General features: G+C 66.0%; 23 protein-coding genes. 22 read left to right on the top strand and 1 reads right to left on the bottom strand.

Going from position 1 to position 18,083, the window contains the following annotated elements; all coding sequences use genetic code 11:
• The first annotated feature begins 1 nt into the window (after nt 1).
• From rpmC to guaA, 22 genes are all read left to right on the top strand, one after another.
• Entirely contained in the window at nt 2-205 is a 204-nt protein-coding gene (gene rpmC / locus ACLBWH_RS10515) for a 50S ribosomal protein L29 (RefSeq protein ID WP_447798662.1), read from the top strand.
• Between the two features lie 10 nt (nt 206-215).
• Entirely contained in the window at nt 216-488 is a 273-nt protein-coding gene (gene rpsQ, locus ACLBWH_RS10510; RefSeq protein WP_037534161.1) for a 30S ribosomal protein S17, read from the top strand.
• Between the two features lie 164 nt (nt 489-652).
• Nucleotides 653-1,021, top strand: coding sequence for a 50S ribosomal protein L14 (gene rplN, locus ACLBWH_RS10505; RefSeq protein ID WP_037534160.1), 369 nt, complete (start codon nt 653-655; stop codon nt 1,019-1,021).
• On the top strand, nt 1,021-1,338 hold the full coding sequence (gene rplX, locus ACLBWH_RS10500; RefSeq protein WP_038663384.1) for a 50S ribosomal protein L24: 318 nt from the start codon (nt 1,021-1,023) through the stop codon (nt 1,336-1,338). The genes rplN and rplX overlap by 1 nt, the downstream gene beginning before the upstream one ends.
• Entirely contained in the window at nt 1,331-1,918 is a 588-nt protein-coding gene (rplE, locus tag ACLBWH_RS10495) for a 50S ribosomal protein L5 (protein WP_038663381.1), read from the top strand. The genes rplX and rplE overlap by 8 nt, the downstream gene beginning before the upstream one ends.
• A 41-nt stretch (nt 1,919-1,959) precedes the next feature.
• Complete coding sequence (rpsN, locus tag ACLBWH_RS10490) at nt 1,960-2,265, top strand: 30S ribosomal protein S14 (RefSeq protein ID WP_038663377.1); 306 nt, start codon at nt 1,960-1,962, stop codon at nt 2,263-2,265.
• A gap of 9 nt (nt 2,266-2,274) precedes the next feature.
• Nucleotides 2,275-2,670 (top strand): 30S ribosomal protein S8, encoded by a 396-nt coding sequence (gene rpsH / locus ACLBWH_RS10485; RefSeq protein ID WP_037534152.1) that lies wholly within the window; start codon nt 2,275-2,277, stop codon nt 2,668-2,670.
• On the top strand, nt 2,670-3,203 hold the full coding sequence (rplF, locus tag ACLBWH_RS10480; RefSeq protein ID WP_038663374.1) for a 50S ribosomal protein L6: 534 nt from the start codon (nt 2,670-2,672) through the stop codon (nt 3,201-3,203). Before rpsH ends, rplF begins: the two co-directional genes overlap by 1 nt.
• The gene (rplR, locus tag ACLBWH_RS10475) at nt 3,203-3,559 is read left to right on the top strand and encodes a 50S ribosomal protein L18 (RefSeq protein ID WP_038663371.1); all 357 of its coding nucleotides are present in this window, start codon (nt 3,203-3,205) and stop codon (nt 3,557-3,559) included. The genes rplF and rplR overlap by 1 nt, the downstream gene beginning before the upstream one ends.
• 1 nt (nt 3,560) lies before the next feature.
• On the top strand, nt 3,561-4,340 hold the full coding sequence (gene rpsE / locus ACLBWH_RS10470) for a 30S ribosomal protein S5 (RefSeq protein WP_038663369.1): 780 nt from the start codon (nt 3,561-3,563) through the stop codon (nt 4,338-4,340).
• A 5-nt stretch (nt 4,341-4,345) separates the two neighbouring features.
• Complete coding sequence (rpmD, locus tag ACLBWH_RS10465) at nt 4,346-4,522, top strand: 50S ribosomal protein L30 (RefSeq protein ID WP_038663366.1); 177 nt, start codon at nt 4,346-4,348, stop codon at nt 4,520-4,522.
• Between the two features lie 191 nt (nt 4,523-4,713).
• Nucleotides 4,714-5,256 (top strand): 50S ribosomal protein L15, encoded by a 543-nt coding sequence (gene rplO, locus ACLBWH_RS10460; protein WP_322850149.1) that lies wholly within the window; start codon nt 4,714-4,716, stop codon nt 5,254-5,256.
• 128 nt (nt 5,257-5,384) lie between these two features.
• A complete protein-coding gene (gene secY, locus ACLBWH_RS10455) occupies nt 5,385-6,749 on the top strand; it encodes a preprotein translocase subunit SecY (RefSeq protein WP_322850148.1) in 1,365 nt (454 codons plus the stop codon).
• 39 nt (nt 6,750-6,788) lie between these two features.
• Nucleotides 6,789-7,433 (top strand): adenylate kinase, encoded by a 645-nt coding sequence (locus ACLBWH_RS10450; protein ID WP_447798656.1) that lies wholly within the window; start codon nt 6,789-6,791, stop codon nt 7,431-7,433.
• Nucleotides 7,434-7,798: 365 nt separating this feature from the next.
• Nucleotides 7,799-8,494, top strand: a complete 696-nt coding sequence (locus ACLBWH_RS10445; RefSeq protein WP_038663357.1) for a winged helix-turn-helix domain-containing protein — start codon at nt 7,799-7,801, stop codon at nt 8,492-8,494.
• A 40-nt stretch (nt 8,495-8,534) separates the two neighbouring features.
• Nucleotides 8,535-9,875, top strand: coding sequence for a sensor histidine kinase (locus tag ACLBWH_RS10440; RefSeq protein WP_322850145.1), 1,341 nt, complete (start codon nt 8,535-8,537; stop codon nt 9,873-9,875).
• Between the two features lie 229 nt (nt 9,876-10,104).
• Nucleotides 10,105-10,305 carry a hypothetical protein gene (locus ACLBWH_RS10435; RefSeq protein WP_322850144.1) on the top strand — a complete coding sequence of 67 codons (201 nt, stop codon included), beginning with the start codon at nt 10,105-10,107 and terminating at the stop codon, nt 10,303-10,305.
• Between the two features lie 453 nt (nt 10,306-10,758).
• On the top strand, nt 10,759-11,127 hold the full coding sequence (gene rpsM / locus ACLBWH_RS10430) for a 30S ribosomal protein S13 (protein WP_038663341.1): 369 nt from the start codon (nt 10,759-10,761) through the stop codon (nt 11,125-11,127).
• An 87-nt stretch (nt 11,128-11,214) separates the two neighbouring features.
• Nucleotides 11,215-11,604 carry a 30S ribosomal protein S11 gene (gene rpsK, locus ACLBWH_RS10425; RefSeq protein WP_037534130.1) on the top strand — a complete coding sequence of 130 codons (390 nt, stop codon included), beginning with the start codon at nt 11,215-11,217 and terminating at the stop codon, nt 11,602-11,604.
• Nucleotides 11,605-11,687: 83 nt separating this feature from the next.
• Complete coding sequence (locus tag ACLBWH_RS10420; RefSeq protein ID WP_322850143.1) at nt 11,688-12,755, top strand: DNA-directed RNA polymerase subunit alpha; 1,068 nt, start codon at nt 11,688-11,690, stop codon at nt 12,753-12,755.
• Nucleotides 12,756-12,996: 241 nt separating this feature from the next.
• Entirely contained in the window at nt 12,997-13,419 is a 423-nt protein-coding gene (gene rplQ / locus ACLBWH_RS10415) for a 50S ribosomal protein L17 (RefSeq protein WP_322850142.1), read from the top strand.
• 570 nt (nt 13,420-13,989) lie between these two features.
• Nucleotides 13,990-15,546, top strand: a complete 1,557-nt coding sequence (guaA, locus tag ACLBWH_RS10410; RefSeq protein WP_447798652.1) for a glutamine-hydrolyzing GMP synthase — start codon at nt 13,990-13,992, stop codon at nt 15,544-15,546.
• 46 nt (nt 15,547-15,592) lie between these two features.
• Here the strand turns inward: guaA and ACLBWH_RS10405 are convergent, their stop codons facing one another.
• Complete coding sequence (locus ACLBWH_RS10405; protein ID WP_447798650.1) at nt 15,593-18,061, bottom strand: TonB-dependent receptor domain-containing protein; 2,469 nt, start codon at nt 18,059-18,061, stop codon at nt 15,593-15,595.
• Between the last annotated feature and the right edge of the window lie 22 nt (nt 18,062-18,083).

The raw sequence follows: 18,083 nt of genomic DNA, 5'->3' as shown, positions 1-18,083 counted from the left end.
AATGGCCAAATCCGATTTTCTTAGCCAGAGCGACGATCAGCTGTCCGAAAGCCTCGGCCAGCTGAAGCGCGAGCAGTTCAACCTCCGCTTCCAGGCGGCGACGAACCAGCTCGAGAAGCCGAGCCGCGTCAAGGTAGTCCGTCGCGACATCGCGCGGATCAAGACCCTCCAGGCGCAGCGCACCAGCGCCGCGGCTGCCAAGTAAGGAACATCAGATGCCGAAGCGCGTGCTGACCGGACTGATCGTGTCCGACAAGGGCGACAAGACGGTGGTCGTGAACGTGGAGCGCAAGGTCAAGCACCCGCTCTACGGCAAGATCATCCGTCGCTCGAAGAAGTACCACGCCCATGACGAGGCGAACGAGTACAAGCAGGGCGAAACCGTGCGGATCGAAGAGACCGCACCGATCTCCAAGCTGAAGACCTGGAAGGTCGTCGATCGGGTGAACACCCATGCGACGCCCGAGCGGGTCGACGTCGACGCATAATTCGCCGCCGGCCTCGGCCGGCGGATGAAGATGGCGGGGCTTGCGTCCTGCCAGCGGAGTGGTTACAGGGCCGCTCCCCCGGTGCAGTCCGCTGCGCCGGGGTCGTTATTTTAGGCGGGGCTGGGTCGGTATCCACCCCATGAGCAGAGAAGGAAGATGGATCGATGATCCAGATGCAATCCAATCTCGACGTCGCTGACAACAGCGGCGCGAAGCGGGTGCAGTGCATCAAGGTGCTGGGCGGTTCGAAGCGTCGTACCGCCACGGTCGGCGACATCATCGTCGTCAGCATCAAGGAAGCACAGCCCCGCGGCAAGGTGAAGAAGGGTGACGTGCATCGCGCCGTCATCGTCCGCACCGCCAAGGACATTCACCGTGCCGATGGCTCGACCATCCGCTTCGACGGCAACGCCGCCGTCCTGGTCAACAAGAACGAGGAGCCGATCGGCACCCGTATCTTCGGCCCGGTCGTGCGCGAGCTGCGTGGCAAGAAGCACATGAAGATCATCTCTCTCGCTCCCGAGGTGCTGTAATGGCCGCCGCGAAGATCAAGAAGGGTGACCAGGTCATCGTCCTGTCCGGCAAGGACAAGGGCAAGACCGGCACCGTGACCCTGGCGATGCCGAAGGACGGCAAGGTCGTCGTCGGCGGCGTCAACGTCGCGACGCGTCACCGCAAGCCGACCCAGGCGAATCCGCAGGGCGGTCTCGAGAAGATCGAGGCGCCGCTGCACATCTCGAAGGTCGCGCACGTGACCGCCGACGGCAAGCCCACCCGCGTTCGTTTCGAAACGCAGGACGGCAAGAAGGTCCGCGTGGCCGTGAAGACGGGGGACAAGATCGATGGCTGATGCAGCCTACAAGCCCCGCATGAAGGGCATCTACGAGGACACGATCGTTAAGGCGATGGTCGAGAAGTTCGGCTATAAGAACGTCAACGAGATCCCCCGGATCGAGAAGATCGTCCTCAACATGGGCGTCGGCGAGGCCACCCAGGACAAGAAGCGCGTCGATCAGGCCGCTTCCGAAATGGAGCTGATCGCCGGCCAGAAGCCCGTGATTACCAAGGCGAAGAAGTCGATCGCGCAGTTCAAGCTGCGTGAAGGCATGCCGATCGGCGTGAAGGTCACCCTTCGCCGCGAGCGCATGTACGAATTCCTCGACCGTTTCATCACGATCGCTCTTCCCCGCGTCCGCGATTTCCGCGGCCTCAACCCGAAGAGCTTCGACGGCCGTGGCAATTATGCCTGCGGCATCAAGGAGCAGATCGTGTTCCCCGAGATCAACTATGACCGCATCGACAAGGTGCGCGGCATGGACGTGATCGTCACCACCACGGCGAAGACCGACGACGAGGCGCGCGAGCTGCTCCGTCTTTTCGGTTTCCCGTTCCCTCAGCCCGAGGCTGAGCAGCAGAAGCAGGCTGCGTGAGCAGCCTCGCTTTCCTGAAGTAAGGAAGAGAGCTTAAGTCCATGGCGAAACTGAGTTCGATCAACAAGAATGAGCGTCGCAAGAAGCTTGTGAAGCAATATGCTCCCAAGCTCGCGAAGCTGAAGGCGATGGCGAATGACCAGAGCCTCGACGAGAGCGAGCGTCTGATCGCTCGCCTCAAGATGGCGGAACTGCCGCGCAACGCGAACCCGACCCGCATCCGTAACCGGTGCGAGATCACGGGCCGCCCGCGCGCGTACTACCGCAAGTTCCGTCTCGCCCGCGTGATGCTCCGTGATCTGGCCAATAAGGGCATGATCCCCGGTCTCACCAAGTCGAGCTGGTAAGGATTCATCATGGCAGTGACCGATCCCCTGGGTGATTTGCTCACCCGCATCCGCAACGGCCAGCGCGCGAAGAAGGACTCCGTCCTTTCGCCGGCGTCGAAGCTGCGCATCCGCGTGCTCGACGTGCTGCAGCGCGAGGGTTATATCCGTGGCTATAGCGACGAGCAGATGGGCCCCGCAGCGGGCGTCCGCATCGAGCTGAAGTATTTCGAGGGCCAGCCGGCGATCAAGCACGTCGCCCGCGTCTCGAAGCCCGGCCGCCGCGTCTATTCCGGCTCGCAGGAACTTCCCCGCGTCCGCAACGGCCTCGGCATCACCATCGTCTCGACGCCGCGTGGCGTTCTGTCCGACGCGGAAGCGCGCGAGCAGAATGTCGGCGGCGAAGTGCTCGCGGAGGTCTTCTGATGAGCCGCATTGGTAAGAAGCCGATCGCTTTGCCGGCCGGCGTGACCCCGACGATCAACGACGGCATCATCAGCGTGAAGGGCCCCAAGGGCACCCTCACCATGCCGCTCCGCGACGAGATCAGCTACACGCTCGAGGACGGCGGCATCCAGGTGCAGCCGGCCAACGACACCAAGCGCGCTCGCGCGTTCTGGGGCATGCAGCGGACCATGGTGCAGAACCTGGTCACCGGCGTGACCGACGGCTTCACCAAGAAGCTGCTGATCACCGGCGTCGGCTATCGCGCCGCCGCGCAGGGTCGTAACCTCAAGCTGCAGCTCGGCTACAGCCACGACGTCAACATCGACGTGCCGGAAGGCATCGAGGTCAAGACGCCGGACGCGACGACCGTCGAGATCAGCGGTTCCGACAAGCAGAAGGTCGGCCAGTTGGCCGCCGAGATCCGTCAGTGGCGCAAGCCCGAGCCGTACAAGGGCAAGGGCATCAAGTACGACGGCGAGTTCATCTTCCGCAAGGAAGGGAAGAAGAAGTAATGACCAAGGGTCTCTCTCTTTTCGCGAAGCGCCGTCGGCGCAATCGTACCGCGCTGAAGGCACGTTCGGGCACCCGTCCGCGGCTGTCGATCCATCGCTCGGGCAAGCACATGTATGCCCAGGTGATCGACGACGTCGCCGGCAAGACCGTCGCTTCGGCCTCGACGCTGGAAAAGGACGTGCGCGACACGTCCGGCGCCAACATCGCGGCGGCGACCGCAGTCGGCACCCGCGTGGCGGAAGCGGCGAAGGCCGCCGGCGTGACGCAGGTCGTGTTCGATCGTGGCGGCTTCCTGTTCCACGGCCGCGTCAAGGCGCTGGCTGAAGCGGCGCGTGCCGCCGGATTGGAGTTCTAATATGGCTGACGAGAACAACGTGCAGCCCGCAGCGGCTGAAGGCGCTCCCCAGGAGGCCAATTCGGCGCCGCAGGGCGGCCAGCAGGGCGGCTTCGGCGGTCCGGGTGGCGGTCGCGGCGGCCCGCCGCGCGGCGGTCGTGGTGGCGGCGGCGGTGGCCGTGGCCCCGGCGGCCCCGGTGGCAATCGCGGTGGTCGTGACGGCGGTCGCGGTCGCGACAACCGTGGCGGTCGTCCCGGTCAGGACGACGGCGGCGAAGAGCTGATCGAGAAGCTGGTTCACATCAACCGCGTCTCGAAGACGGTGAAGGGCGGCAAGCGCTTCGGCTTCGCAGCACTCGTCGTCGTCGGCGACGGCAAGGGCCGCGTCGGCTTCGGTCACGGCAAGGCGCGCGAAGTGCCGGAAGCCATCTCCAAGGCCACTGCGGCCGCGAAGAAGGCGATGGTTCGCGTTCCCCTGAAGGACGGTCGTACGCTGCATCACGACGGCAACGGTCACTTCGGTGCCGGTCGCGTGACGCTCCGTTCGGCGCCGCAGGGCACCGGCATCATCGCGGGTGGCCCGATGCGCGCCATCTTCGAGAGCCTCGGCGTTGCCGACGTGGTGACCAAGTCGGTCGGCACGTCCAATCCCTACAACATGATCCGCGCCACGTTCGAGGCACTGGGTGAGCAGACTTCGCCGAAGTCGGTCGCGCAGCGTCGTGGCAAGAAGATCGCCGACCTGCTCGGCCGCGGTGGTTCGCAGACCGCCGAGGCGGACGCAGCGGCCGTCGTGGAGTAACTGACATGGCGACGATCAAGATCAAGCAGACCGGTTCGCCGATCCGCCGCACCAAGGATCAGCGCGCGACGCTGATCGGCCTCGGCCTCAACAAGATGCACAAGGTCTCGGAGCTGGAAGACAGCCCCGAGGTCCGCGGGATGATCCGCAAGGTTGCACATATGATCGAGGTCCAGGGCTGATACGTCGTCCGTCACCCCGGACTTGATCCGGGGTCCCGCTCCTTTCGTTTTGGAAGAAGCGGGACCCCGGCTCTTCGTCCGGGGTGACGGAACGGTGGCGGTCCCGACCTAGTGACAAATACGGGGAAGGGGGCTAAGCGGCCCCCTTCCTTTTTCCATCAGCGCGACAAAAGCGAAAGCGAGTGCATATCATGAAGCTCAACGAACTCCGCGACAACCAGGGTGCCCGCAAGTCCAAGATCCGCGTCGGACGCGGCATCGGCTCGGGCAAGGGCAAGACCGCCGGCCGCGGCCAGAAGGGTCAGAAGAGCCGCGAGGGCGTCAGCATCGCCGGCTTCGAAGGCGGCCAGATGCCGCTCCACATGCGTCTGCCCAAGCGCGGCTTCAACAACATCTTCGCCAAGGACTACGCCGAGGTGAACACCGGCGCGATCCAGAAGGCGATCGACGCGGGCAAGCTGTCGACCGACGGCACGATCGACCAGGCGGCGCTGAAGGCGGCCGGTCTCGTTCGTGGCGGCAAGGACGGCGTCCGTCTGCTCGCCAAGGGTGAGCTGACCACCAAGCTCGCCTTCCATGTCGCCGGCGCTTCGGCGGGTGCGCGCGCGCAGGTCGAGAAGACCGGCGGCTCGCTCGACATCCCGACGGTCGTCCCGGCCGCCGAGAAGGCCGCCGCCAAGAAGGGCGTGCAGTACAAGGCGCGCCAGGAGAAGAAGGCGTCGTTCAAGGCGTAACTTTGGGTGCCCCCGCCGCGCGCGGGGGTACAAAGCGCCGGACCGATTAGACAAGGCGCGCCTAGCGCCTATATGAGCGGCGGGGCGGTTCAAACGCATCCCGCCGTTTTTGTTTCCAGGACACACGCATGGCATCCGCAGCCGATCAGATGGCGCAAAGCATCAGCCTCGCGAAATTCGCGCAGGCGACCGACCTCAAGAAGCGCTTGTGGTTCACGATCGGCGCGCTGATCGTCTTCCGGCTGCTGAGCTACGTGCCGCTGCCGGGCATCGATCCGACCGCCCTCGGCCTGCTTAGCCAGCGCACCACGGGCGGCGTGCTCGACTTCTTCAACACCTTCTCGGGCGGTTCGCTCAGCCGCATGTCGCTGATCGCGCTCGGCGTGATGCCCTATATCACCGCCTCGATCGTCGTGCAGCTGTCGACCTCGCTGTCGCCGCAGCTTGCCGCGATCAAGAAGGAAGGCGAATCGGGCCGCAAGAAGCTCAACCAATACACCCGCTACGGCACGGTCGCGCTGACCGCGATCCAGGGCTATTTCATCGCCGTCGGGCTGGAAGCGCTGAGCGCCAGCAACGGCCTCGCCGCGGTGATTGAGCCGGGCATGACCTTCCGCATCGCCGCGGTCGTCTCGCTGATCGGCGGCACGATGTTCCTGATGTGGCTAGGCGAGCAGATCACCAGCCGCGGCATCGGCAACGGCGTCAGCCTCATCATCATGGCCGGCATCGTGGCGCATCTGCCGACGACGCTCGTCAACCTGCTCGAAGGCGGCCGGTCGGGTTCGATCGACGCGGTGCGGCTGATCGGCATCATCATCGCGGTCGTCGCGCTGATCCTGTTCATCTGCTTCATGGAGCGCGCGCAGCGCCGCATCCTGATCCAATATCCCAAGCGCCAGACGCAGCGCGGCATGCAGGCCGACCGCAGCCATCTACCGCTGAAGATCAACACCGCGGGCGTGATCCCGCCGATCTTCGCCTCGTCGCTGCTGCTGATGCCCCTGACGATCAGCCAGTTCGCCGGCCAGCGCGTCGCCGGCCAGTCGAAATGGGGTGACTTCATCATCACCCTCAACCAATATCTGGCGCACGGCCAGCCGGTGTACATGGCGCTCTACGCCGCCGGCATCATCTTCTTCTCGTTCTTCTACACCGCCGTCGTCTTCAATCCCGAAGAGACCGCGGACAACCTCAAGCGCTATGGCGGGTTCATCCCCGGCATCCGCCCGGGCAAGAATACCGAGAATTACTTCGACTATGTGCTGACCCGCATCACCGTGATCGGCGCGGCCTATCTGACGATCATCTGCCTGTTGCCCGAATATCTGGTGTCGGCGCTGTCGATTCCCTTCTATCTCGGCGGCACCAGCCTGCTGATCGTCGTCAACGTGACGATGGATACGGTGACGCAGATCCAGAGCCATCTGCTCGCGCATCAATATGGCGATCTCATCAAGAAGGCGAAGCTGAAGGGCGGGCGTCTCCGCTAACTTCGGTCCAGGTCCACGAGCCAAACAGGGAGAGCTCGCGTGAACATCATCCTTCTCGGACCGCCAGGGGCGGGCAAGGGCACCCAGGCGCAGCGGCTGATGGCGGTGCGCGGGATGCAGCAATTGTCGACCGGCGACATGCTGCGTGCCGCGGTCAAGGCGGGGACGCCGGTCGGCCAGCAGGCCAAGGCGGTGATGGAGGCGGGCGAGCTCGTCTCGGACGCGATCGTCTCCGCCTTGATCGGCGAGCGGCTCGACCAGGGCGTCGGCGGCGGCGCGATCTTCGACGGCTATCCGCGCACCGCCGCGCAGGCCGCCGCACTCGACGAACTGCTCGAAGCGCGCGGCCTGACGCTCGACCATGTCATCGAGCTGGAGGTCGACGAGGCCGCGCTGATCGAGCGCGTCGAGGGCCGCTACACCTGCGCCAATTGCGGCGAGGGCTATCACGACCGCTTCAAGCGCCCGAAGGTCGAGGGCGTCTGCGACGTCTGCGGCTCGACCGCGTTCAAGCGCCGCCCCGACGACAATGCCGAGACGGTGCAGACGCGCATGGCCGAATATCGCGCCAAGACCGCCCCGATCCTGCCGATCTATCAGGCGCGTGGATTGGTCGAGCGCGTCAACGGCATGGCCGACATCGACCACGTCTCGCAAGCGATCGCGGCGATCCTCGACGGATGAGGGGGGGGGGCGTGCGCCCACCCATTCATCGTCATCCCGGCGCAGGCCGGGACCCATGGTCGCGATGCGCGTGCGGTGGCGCGCTGTCATCGGCCACGCGTGTCCATGGGTCCCGGCCTACGCCGGGATGACGAACGGTGGTGCAGCCGCACATTGACATAACCCGTTACAAGCATGACGCTTTTGTCATCTGACGGTCACCGCATCGCTACCACCGCTCCGCTACACCGTAACCCACGGTCGCAGCGGCGATCGGCAGGTTTGTCGAGATCGGTACCCGTCACTCCCGGGGGTGCCGTAGGGGCCGGCGGAAGGGATGCTTTCCGCCGGCCTTTCCTGTAGTGAGGAAGCGTGAGCAAGACACCGTGAGCCGCAAGATCCTGATCGTCGAGGATGACAGCTCGACCGCCGCCTATCTCGCCAAGGGCCTGTCCGAGGGCGGCTATTCCGTCGAATCGGCACGCGACGGCCGCGACGGCCTCTTCCTCGCCAGCGAGGGCATCTTCGATCTCATCATCGCCGACCGCATGCTGCCGGGGCTCGATGGCCTCTCGATGGTCAGCGCGATCCGCGCCGCGGGCATCGCGACGCCGGTGCTCGTCCTCTCCGCGCTCGCCGCGGTCGACGATCGCGTCGACGGGCTCAAGGCCGGCGCCGACGATTATCTCTGCAAGCCCTTCTCCTTCGCCGAACTCTCCGCGCGGATCGAGGCTTTGGTCCGCCGCAGCGACCGCGTCGCGACCGAACCGACCAAGACCAAGCTCGCGGTCGGCGATCTCGAGATCGACCTGCTCGCCCGCCACGTTACTCGCGCCGGCCGCAACATTCCGCTCGGCGCGCGCGAATTCAACCTGCTCGAATTCCTCGCCCGCCACGCGGGACAGGTGGTGACGCGGACGATGATGCTCGAAAAGATCTGGAACTACCATTTCGATCCGGGCTCGAACGTCGTCGACGTCCATATCGGTCGCCTGCGTCGCAAGCTCGAAGACGGCTTCGCCTCGCCGATCCTCCACACGGTTCGGGGCGCCGGCTATCGGCTTGCCGCCGATCCGGTCTGATCCGGATTCGCATTTGGTGGTTGGTCGGCTAGGACGGGCCATGCGTCTGTCCGTCACCGCCCGCATCGCCCTGTTGTCGATCGCGCTCGCGCTGATCTCCAATCTGGTGCTCGTCGGCTTCGTCTGGAAACAGACCGATGCCGCGGTGGTCGGCACCGTCCGGCGCGAGACGATCGAGCAATCCGACGCGATGCGTGCGATCTATCGCGCCGACGGCCTCGCCGCGGTGATCGAGGCGATCGAGCACGCCCGCGTCGCCGGCGACACGGCGCTGCTGCTCGCGGTGCTCGACGGCAAGGGCGATCGCATCGCCGGTTATGCCCCCGCCCACGTCGGCATCCCGCTCGTCTCCAGCCAGTTCCGCATCGCCGATTTCGACACCAGCGAGGCGACCAACGACATCGGCTATACGCTGCGCCCGATCGGCGATCACTGGCTGCTGACCGGCCGCCGTCTCGATCTGGTCGAGGCGGAGCGCAACGCGATCGAGGGCGCGCTCGCCGTCGCGGTGCTGCTGTCGCTGATCCTCGGCGTCGGCGCCGGGCTGGTGCTCGCGCGCTACGTCGGCTTGCGCCTCAACCGCATCGCCGCGGTGATCGAGGCGGCGGGGGAGGGCGACCTGTCGCGGCGCGTGCCCGTCGCCCCCGCGCGTCGCGATGCGTTCGACCGGCTCGGCCATCAGCTCAACCTGATGCTCGGCAAGCTCGAACGGCTGATGGTCGAATTGCGCGTCGTCACCGACAGTATGGCGCACGACCTGCGGTCGCCGCTCACCCGGTTGCGCACCAAGACCGAACAGGCGGTGCTGATCGCCGATCCCGCCGCGCGCGAGGCGGCGCTCGGCGGCCTGCTGGTCGAGACCGACCTCGTCATGCGCATGCTGACGATGGTGATCGAAATCAGCCGTTCCGAGTCGGTGTCGCGCGACCGTTTCATCCTCGTCGAGCCCGCCGAGCTGGTCGAGGAGATCGCCGAACTCTACGAACCGGTGGCGGAGGAGGCTGGCCTCGACTTCACCGTCGCGATCGATGCCTCCGCCCCGGCGATGCCGCTTCATCGCGAATTGCTCAGCCAGGCGATCACCAACCTGATCGACAATGCGCTCAAACATGCCGCCAGCGGGGGCGTACTGACGTTGCGCCTCGTCTGCCACGCGCAGGAGATCGCGATCCAGGTCGAGGATCGCGGCACCGGTATCGCCGAAGCCGACCGTGCACAGGCGCTCAAACGCTTCGGCCGACTCGACGCGGCGCGGACGACGCCCGGCGCCGGCCTCGGCATGGCGCTGATCGAGGCGGTCGCCCGGCTCCACAATGGCCGGTTCGAACTCGCCGACAACGTCCCGGGCCTCGTCGCGCGCATCGTGCTGCCGGTACATTGACCGCCTAAAGAGGCGGGACCTCTGAAGAGCGCCCGACGTCACGCGCCGCGCACAGGACGTGCTGGCGCCTGCAACCGACGCTCGTCGCATTTCCCGCCCGGCCGACGGTTAACCTCTTGTCAGCCCCGGGCCGATAGGGTGACGGCGCAAGGAGCGGCCGGGGGGCCGCGTCGAACAGGCGGCGTCGCGCCGCGGGGGCTTTGCGCCGGAAACGGCAAGAAGGAGCATTATGCTGGGCTCGATCGTCTTTACGTATGGCATGCTCACGAGCTTCGTGTTGCAGGGCGCAACCCGCAACGCGCGGCTCGCGCGGCCCAATCCGCCGATGCTGCAATATATCGGCTACGTCCTGTGCGGCCTGTCCGCCGGCCTGTCGATCTTGCTGCTGATCATGGCGGTCACGGCCAGGGCGCCCTTCCCGCTGATGTGACGCGCCTCCTGCTGGAAGGGGAGGGGGATCGGATATGGTTGATTGGGTCGTGGCGACGGCTCTTCCATCGCCGTCGTGCCGGACGTGATCCGGCATCCTGCTTCTTCCCGCCGATCGAAGAAGCGGGACCCCGGCGCAAGGCCGGGGTGACGGAACGGGTTTGGCGACACGTCCGATTCCCATGGATGCCGGCATGCGCTAATCCTGCCCTGAAGTAGGAACGTGACCCGGACCCGGGCCCCCGCTGACCCGCCGGGAACCAGTCGCTTGACACGGCGTTTGCGCCCGCCTACCTGCACTCCTCTCCGAAATACCGGCTTCCGGCGACGCTCGTTTGCGCTCGTCGCGCTTTGCGTAGATGCAAGGTCTTGGAAGGCGGTGTTGGGTCGGAGGATGCGACGAGATGGGGGCGTGCGGCCATGCCGTTCCCCGTGGAGCTAGGAGAAACATTTCATGGCACGTATCGCGGGTGTTAATATCCCGACCAACAAGCGCGTGGTGATCGCGCTGACCTACATCCACGGCATTGGCCTGACCAAGTCCAAGGAAATCATCGCCAAGCTGAACATCGCGCCGGAACGCCGCGTGCAGGACCTGACCGATCAGGAAGTGCTGCAGATCCGCGAAACGATCGACGCCGACCACACGGTCGAGGGCGATCTGCGTCGTGAGACGGCGATGAACATCAAGCGCCTGATGGATCTCGCCTGCTATCGTGGCCTGCGTCACCGCAAAGGCCTGCCGGTCCGCGGCCAGCGCACGCATACCAATGCGCGCACCCGCAAGGGCAAGGCGAAGCCGATCGCAGGCAAGAAGAAGTAATTCGTCCGGGGGACGAATTACTCCGCCGGAGGCAGGCTCGAGGCCGATTGCCCGGCGATTTCCGTATTAGGGTCAGGATTTCAACCAATGGCACGTGAACCGCAGCGTATTCGCCGTCGCGAACGCAAGAACATCACCGCCGGCGTCGCCCATGTGAACGCCAGCTTCAACAACACCATGATCACCATCACCGACGCGCAGGGCAATGCCATTTCGTGGTCGTCGGCCGGTGCGATGGGCTTCAAGGGCAGCCGCAAGTCGACCCCGTATGCCGCTCAGGTGGCCGCGGAAGACGCCGGCAAGAAGGCCGCCGAGCACGGCGTCCGTACCCTCGAAGTCGAAGTCAAGGGTCCGGGTTCGGGCCGCGAATCGGCGCTTCGCGCGCTGCAGGCGGTCGGGTTCCAGATCACTTCGATCCGCGACGTCACCTCGATCCCGCACAACGGTGTGCGTCCGTCGAAGCGTCGCCGCGTCTGATCTTCCACGTGCCGGCTGACGAGTCGGCGCGTTTTTCTCCCGGCTGGAGCTGCCCCCGTTCCGGCCCAAATTAGGGGACACCTGTGTCTGTCAATGCAAAGAACTGGCAGGAACTGAAGAAGCCCAACGGCCTTGAGAAAAAGGGCGGCGACGGCAAGCGGAAGGCGACCTTCGTGGCCGAGCCGCTGGAGCGTGGCTTCGGCCTGACGCTCGGCAACGCGCTGCGTCGCGTGCTGCTCTCCTCGCTGCAGGGCGCGGCCGTGACCTCGATCAAGATCGAGAACGTGCTGCACGAATTCTCCAGCCTGGCGGGCGTCCGCGAGGACGTCACCGACATCGTTCTGAACGTCAAGCAGATCGCGATCCGCATGCAGGGCGAGGGGCCGAAGCGCCTCCAGCTTTCGGCGACCGGCCCCGGCGAAGTCAAGGCCGGCGACATCGCCGTGTCCGGCGACATCGAGGTGATGAACCCCGAGCTGGTGCTGTGCCATCTCGACGAAGGCGCGACGCTCAACATGGAGCTGACCGCCGACATCGGGAAGGGCTACGTCCCTGCGACCGCCAACCGTCCGGCCGATGCCCCGATCGGCTTGATCCCGGTCGACGCGCTCTACTCGCCGGTGCGCCAGGTGTCGTACAAGGTTGACCCGACGCGCGTCGGTCAGGACCTCGATTACGACAAGCTGACGCTGACGATCGAGACCGACGGCACCGTGACGCCCGAGGATGCGGTGGCCTATGCCGGTCGTATCCTGCAGGACCAGCTCGCGCTGTTCGTCCACTTCGACGATTCGGCGATCGCCCGTTCGTCCGCTCCGATCGGCCAGGCGGCCGCTCCGGCGGCTGGCGGCGATGCGGCCGGCGATACGCAGCAGATCAATCGTTACCTTCTCAAGAAGGTCGACGAGCTCGAACTGTCGGTGCGTTCGGCGAATTGCCTCAAGAACGACAACATCATCTACATCGGTGATCTCGTCGGCAAGACCGAGGCCGAGATGCTCCGGACCCCGAACTTCGGCCGCAAGTCGTTGAACGAGATCAAGGAAGTTCTCTCGTCCATGGGCCTGCGCCTCGGCATGGAAATCCCGGGCTGGCCGCCCGAGAACATCGAAGAGATGGCAAAGAAGCTCGAGCAGGAAATCATGGGTTGATCGCAGCGGATTAGCGCAAGCTAATCCGCGCCTCGGCGATCAACTCGGCCGACGGGCGGGGGAAGCGACGCAGTCGCGACACCGTCCCGTTCGACGTGACCGGTGCGGCTTCGCCGCACCGCCACCCGGCCAGCTTTCTACGACTTTCCTCCAAGGGGCCGATGGCGGTGGCCCCGTTCTCAACACCGCCTGGTCTGGGGATCTCCGTAAAACGGCCCCTTAACGAACGAAGGAAGTTACCATGCGTCATCGCGTCGGCGGCCGTAAGCTGCAACGTACCTCGGCCCATCGTATTGCGCTGTTCCGCAACATGTCGGCCGCGCTCATCAAGCATGAGCAGATCACCACCACCGTCGCCAAGGCGAAGGAACTGCGTCCCTACGTCGAAAAGCTGATCACGCTGGCCAAGAAAGGCGGCCTGTCGAACCGTCGTCTCGCCCATGCGCGTCTGCTCGACGATGCGCAGCTCGTGAAGCTGTTCGACGTCCTCGCCGCGCGCTACGCCGACCGCAACGGCGGCTACACCCGCATCATCAAGGCCGGCATCCGCGCCTCGGACGCTTCGCCGATGGCGATCATCGAGTTCGTCGACCGCGACGTCTCGGCCAAGGGCCAGGATTCGGGCCCCGTCCAGTCGGACGAGGATTTCGACGAAGCCGCCTGATCGGCATCGTCGGGAAACGATCGAGGGGCGTGCCGGCGACGGCGCGCCCCTTTTTCGTGGCGTTCAGAATCATGTCAGCATCGGACTTATATATCAGACTGCGCAATGCGACTCCAGAGGGAGACGATTAATGCGGGGCGTCCGGATCATCGCGATATTGGCTCTGGCTGCTTCGGCGACCGCGCGGGAGCGGCATCCGCAGCATAGGGTGATCTCGACCCCGACGTCGGAAGCACTGGAGTTGGAGCGTCGTCGCGTGCGGCCAGATGCTTTTGGCGGAGCCTTGCTAGCTGGCGCGGCTGGAGCGCTGGCGCTGGGCTGGCGACCCGCTTCTTCGCGCGCCAAGCGCGAGGAGACGCGGCTTATCCGCCCCGGAGCGTATGAAGATGTACGCCGGACCGACGACAGCGCGGTCCCGCTCACCGCGTCCAGGCCTTCCCCATCGGCAACGGCATATCGACCGTCGCCGCCGGCCCCGCTCGAGGTGAAGCTGCCCACGCCTTGATCCTCGCTCTCAAGCCGCGCGGAAATCGACTGGCATGGCGCGCCGGCTTTGCTATGCGGGCGGCCATGCAGCATACCGACACCATCCTGATCGTCGACTTCGGCAGCCAGGTGACCCAGCTCATCGCCCGCCGCGTCCGCGAAGCCGGCGTCTATAGCGAGGTCGCCCCCTTCCAGTCCGCCGAGGCGGCGTTCGACCGGCTCAAGCCCGCCGGCATCATCCTCTCGGGCGGCCCAGCCTCGGTGACGCTCGCCACCAGCCCCCGGGCGCCGCAGCGCTTCTTCGAGGCGGGCATCCCGATCCTCGGCATCTGCTACGGCCAGCAGCTGATGAGCGCGCAGCTCGGCGGCAACGTCGTCGTCTCGGGCGATGGTGGCGAGTTCGGCAAGGCCTATGTCGAAGTGAAGACCCCTTGCGCGTTGTTCGACGGGCTGTGGGCCGAGGGCGAGCGCCATCAGGTATGGATGAGCCACGGCGACAAGGTCGATGCGATCCCGCCCGGCTTCACCCCGGTCGCGACATCGGAAGGCGCGCCTTATGCGATCGTCGCCGACGAGGCGCGCCGCTTCTACGGCGTCCAGTTCCACCCCGAGGTCGTCCACACGCCCGACGGCGGCAAGCTGATCGCCAATTTCGCCCGCCACGTCTGCGGCCTCGCCGGCGACTGGACGATGGCGGAGTTCCGCGAGGCGAAGATCGCCGAGATCCGCGCGCAGGTCGGCAGCGGCAAGGTGATCTGCGGCCTGTCGGGCGGCGTCGATTCATCGGTCGCCGCCTTGCTGATCCACGAGGCGATCGGCGACCAGCTCACCTGCGTCTTCGTCGACGGCGGCATCCTGCGGGCAGGGGAGGCCGAACAGGTCGTCAGCCTGTTCCGCGGCCATTACAATATCCCGCTCGTCCATGTGGAGGCGCAGGATCTGTTCATGGACGGCCTCGCCGGCGTCACCGACCCCGAGGCGAAGCGCAAGTTCATCGGCAAGACCTTCATCGACGTGTTCGAGGCGGAGGCGAAGAAGATCGGCGGGGCGGCGTTCCTCGCGCAGGGCACGCTCTATCCCGACGTGATCGAGAGCGTCAGCTTCACCGGCGGCCCGTCCGTGACGATCAAGAGCCACCACAATGTCGGCGGGTTGCCCGAGCGGATGAACATGAAGCTGGTCGAGCCGTTGCGCGAGCTGTTCAAGGACGAGGTGCGCGCTTTGGGGCGCGAACTCGGCCTGCCCGACGTCTTCGTCGGCCGCCATCCCTTCCCCGGACCCGGCCTCGCGATCCGCATCCCCGGCGAGGTGACGCGCGAGCGCTGCGACATCCTGCGCAAGGCGGATGCGGTCTATCTCGAGGAGATTCGCAACGCCGGCCTGTACGATGCGATCTGGCAGGCGTTCGCGGTGCTGCTGCCGGTGCGGACCGTCGGCGTGATGGGCGACGGCCGTACCTATGACCATGTGCTGGCGCTGCGTGCGGTGACCTCGACCGACGGCATGACGGCCGAGGTGTTCGATTTCCCCAGCGACTTCCTGCCGCGCGTCGCCACCCGGATCGTCAACGAGGTCAAGGGCGTCAACCGCGTGGTCTACGACTATACGTCGAAGCCGCCCGGCACGATCGAATGGGAATGACCGGGCGCTGAAACGGCGCGGGCAGCGATGCCCGCGCCGTTCGCGTTCAGAGGCCGACGCGCAGCGACAGCGAGGTGGTGCGGCCGTTGATCGAGCGGGCGCGGACGATGCCGTTGGCGGGGATCGTGCCGTCTTCGGCCTCGGTGAAGCCGCGTACGTCGAACAGATTGTTGGCGTTCAGCGAGAGCAGCAGCCGGTCGGTGCAATGCCATTGCGCGAAGCCGTTGACCTGGGTGAAGCCGGGCAGTCGCAGGTCGCCGACGTCCTGCGCGTAGCTGCTCGTCGTGCCGACGACATTGGCGCCGATGCTGAACCGTTCGATGGTGACCTGCGGCGTCGCCTGGAAGATCAGCGCGGCCTGCCGCCGCGGCGTGCGGCCGACGCTCTGCGGGCTGAGCGCGTCCTCGGTGACTTTGGCATCGGTATAGGTCGCGCCGACGGTGAGATTGAAGGGTCCGTAGCCATAGCCGCCATCGAATTCGAGGCCATAGGCGCGATATTTGCGGTCGATGAAGGTCTGGCGCGTCGCCTCGAAATTCTGCTCCTCGGTGCCGGCCCAGAAGCCGGTCAGATTGGCGGTGAGGCCGTCTTGGCGATATTTCAGGCCGGCTTCCGCCTGACGGACATAATCGACGCCGGCATCGCGGTTGGTCAGCGATCCGTCGACGGTGCTGACCTGCGGACCGAACAGCAGGCGGTCGGCGTTGGCGCGGGCGCCGCGGCTGTAGCGGGCGAAGACGGCGAAGGGTTCGGACACGCGGAAGTTGATGCCCGCCGAATAGGACAGGTAGTGCCAGGTGTAATCGACCGGTGCCGGGCTGGCCAGCGGGATCACCGCCACCCGTCGCTCGGCCGCGGAGAGGGTGCCGTCGCGATTGAAATCGAAGCCCGTCGTGCCGATGCGGTTACCGCCGAGGTCGGCGCCGAAGATCGACCCGCGCGCGCTGCCGTAATCGTAGCGGAGGCTGGCGCCGAGCGCGATCCGGCCGATCTTGTAGTTGAGCGAGCCGAACGGCGCGTTGATGCCGTAATCGACGCGATAGCTGCGCCGGCAGCAGTCGCCGAACCACGCCGCGCCGAAACCGTAATAGCCGTTCTGCGTGACGGCGCGACCGCGGCCGTCGAACACGTCGACCAGGGCCGCGCGTCCGTCGCCGCGCACGTCCATCAGCGTAGAGGTCCACAGCCAGTCGGTGTCGATCGTCTGGCGCGCGGCGTAGAAGCCGGCGGTGGTGGTCAGGTCGCCCTTGCCGATATGGTCGACGCGGCTGACGCGCAGATCGTTGGTGACGTTGTTGAGGCTGTTGAGCTTGGTGTCGAACACGACGACGCGGGCGAGCAGGCCGTTGCCGTTGAGGCCCAACGGGTTGGTGATCGTCTCGCCGGCGGCCGGGCCGGTGGCGTAGCGCAGCGTCGCGCCGGTGCCGCCGAGGTCGGTCGCGGTCGCCGCCGCGCCGTCGACCGCCGACGGGAAGTTCGAAATATACCGGCCCGAAATGTCAGCGTACCGGAAGCGTTCGGTCAGCGTCCAGCCCGACAGATCGGCCTGCGTCTCGAAACCGATCGCCTTGACCACCGGATGCTGGCCATCGCGCAGGTCGTCGACGACCGGGTTGTTATGGCCGTCGAGCGTGACGTTGCTGGTGATATAGCGCGAGAGCAACGCATCGTGCGCGATCGAGAAGCCGGGGACATCCTCGTAATGCGGATTGGCGTCGCTGCCGGTGACGCGCACCGGATTGGGCAGATAGCCCGCCGACCGGTCGTCGAGCAGCTTGCCGTACAGGCGGACGTAGCCGCCGGCGAAGGTCTTGGTGACGTTGAGCTTGATCTGGCCGCCCTTGGTGCCGTCGTAGCCGACGCGGCGCGGTCCTTCGCCCTGATGGTAGAAGCCGCCGACCTGGAAGCGGGTGCCCTCGGCGACCGTGCCGCCGTAGGTGAAGTCGACGCGATGCTCGTTATAGTCGAGCCCGGTCGTCGCCTGGATCGCGCCGCCGGTCACCTCGCCGGTCCTGGAGATCAGGTTGACGACGCCCCCGGGCGAGTTGGACGAGAAGGTCGAGGCGGACCCGCCGCGGATCGCCTCGACCGAGGCGAGGTTGAGGTCGGCGCGCAGGAAGATGTCGGCATTGCCGAAGGTGATGTCGCCGAATTCGAGGACGGGCAGGCCGTCCTCCTGCAATTGCAGGAACTTGGCGCCGCCGGTCGCGATCGGCAGGCCGCGGATCGAGATGTTGGCATTGCCGTCGCCACCCGAGCTTTCCGACCGGATGCCGGGGATGTTGCGGAAGATCTCGGCGGTCGAGCGCGGCGCGATCTTGAGGATCTCGGTCTCGTGCAGCGAGCTGGTCGAGATCGCGCTGTCGAGCCGGTCGCGGCCGCGTGCGACCGCGGTGACGATGATGTCGCTATTGCCCCTGTGCGCATCCGTCTTGTCGGCCGCGACGGTGCCGGCTTTGGCCGGCTCTTCCTGCGCACTGGCCGCCTGCGGCAGGAAATTCGCCAAGGAAATCATCGTCAAGCTTAGGCGCGCAAAA

This window comes from Sphingomonas sp. M6A6_1c (genome assembly GCF_053345135.1).
Note: the sequence above shows the minus strand (reverse complement) of the source record. Positions and strands in the feature narration are given on the sequence as shown.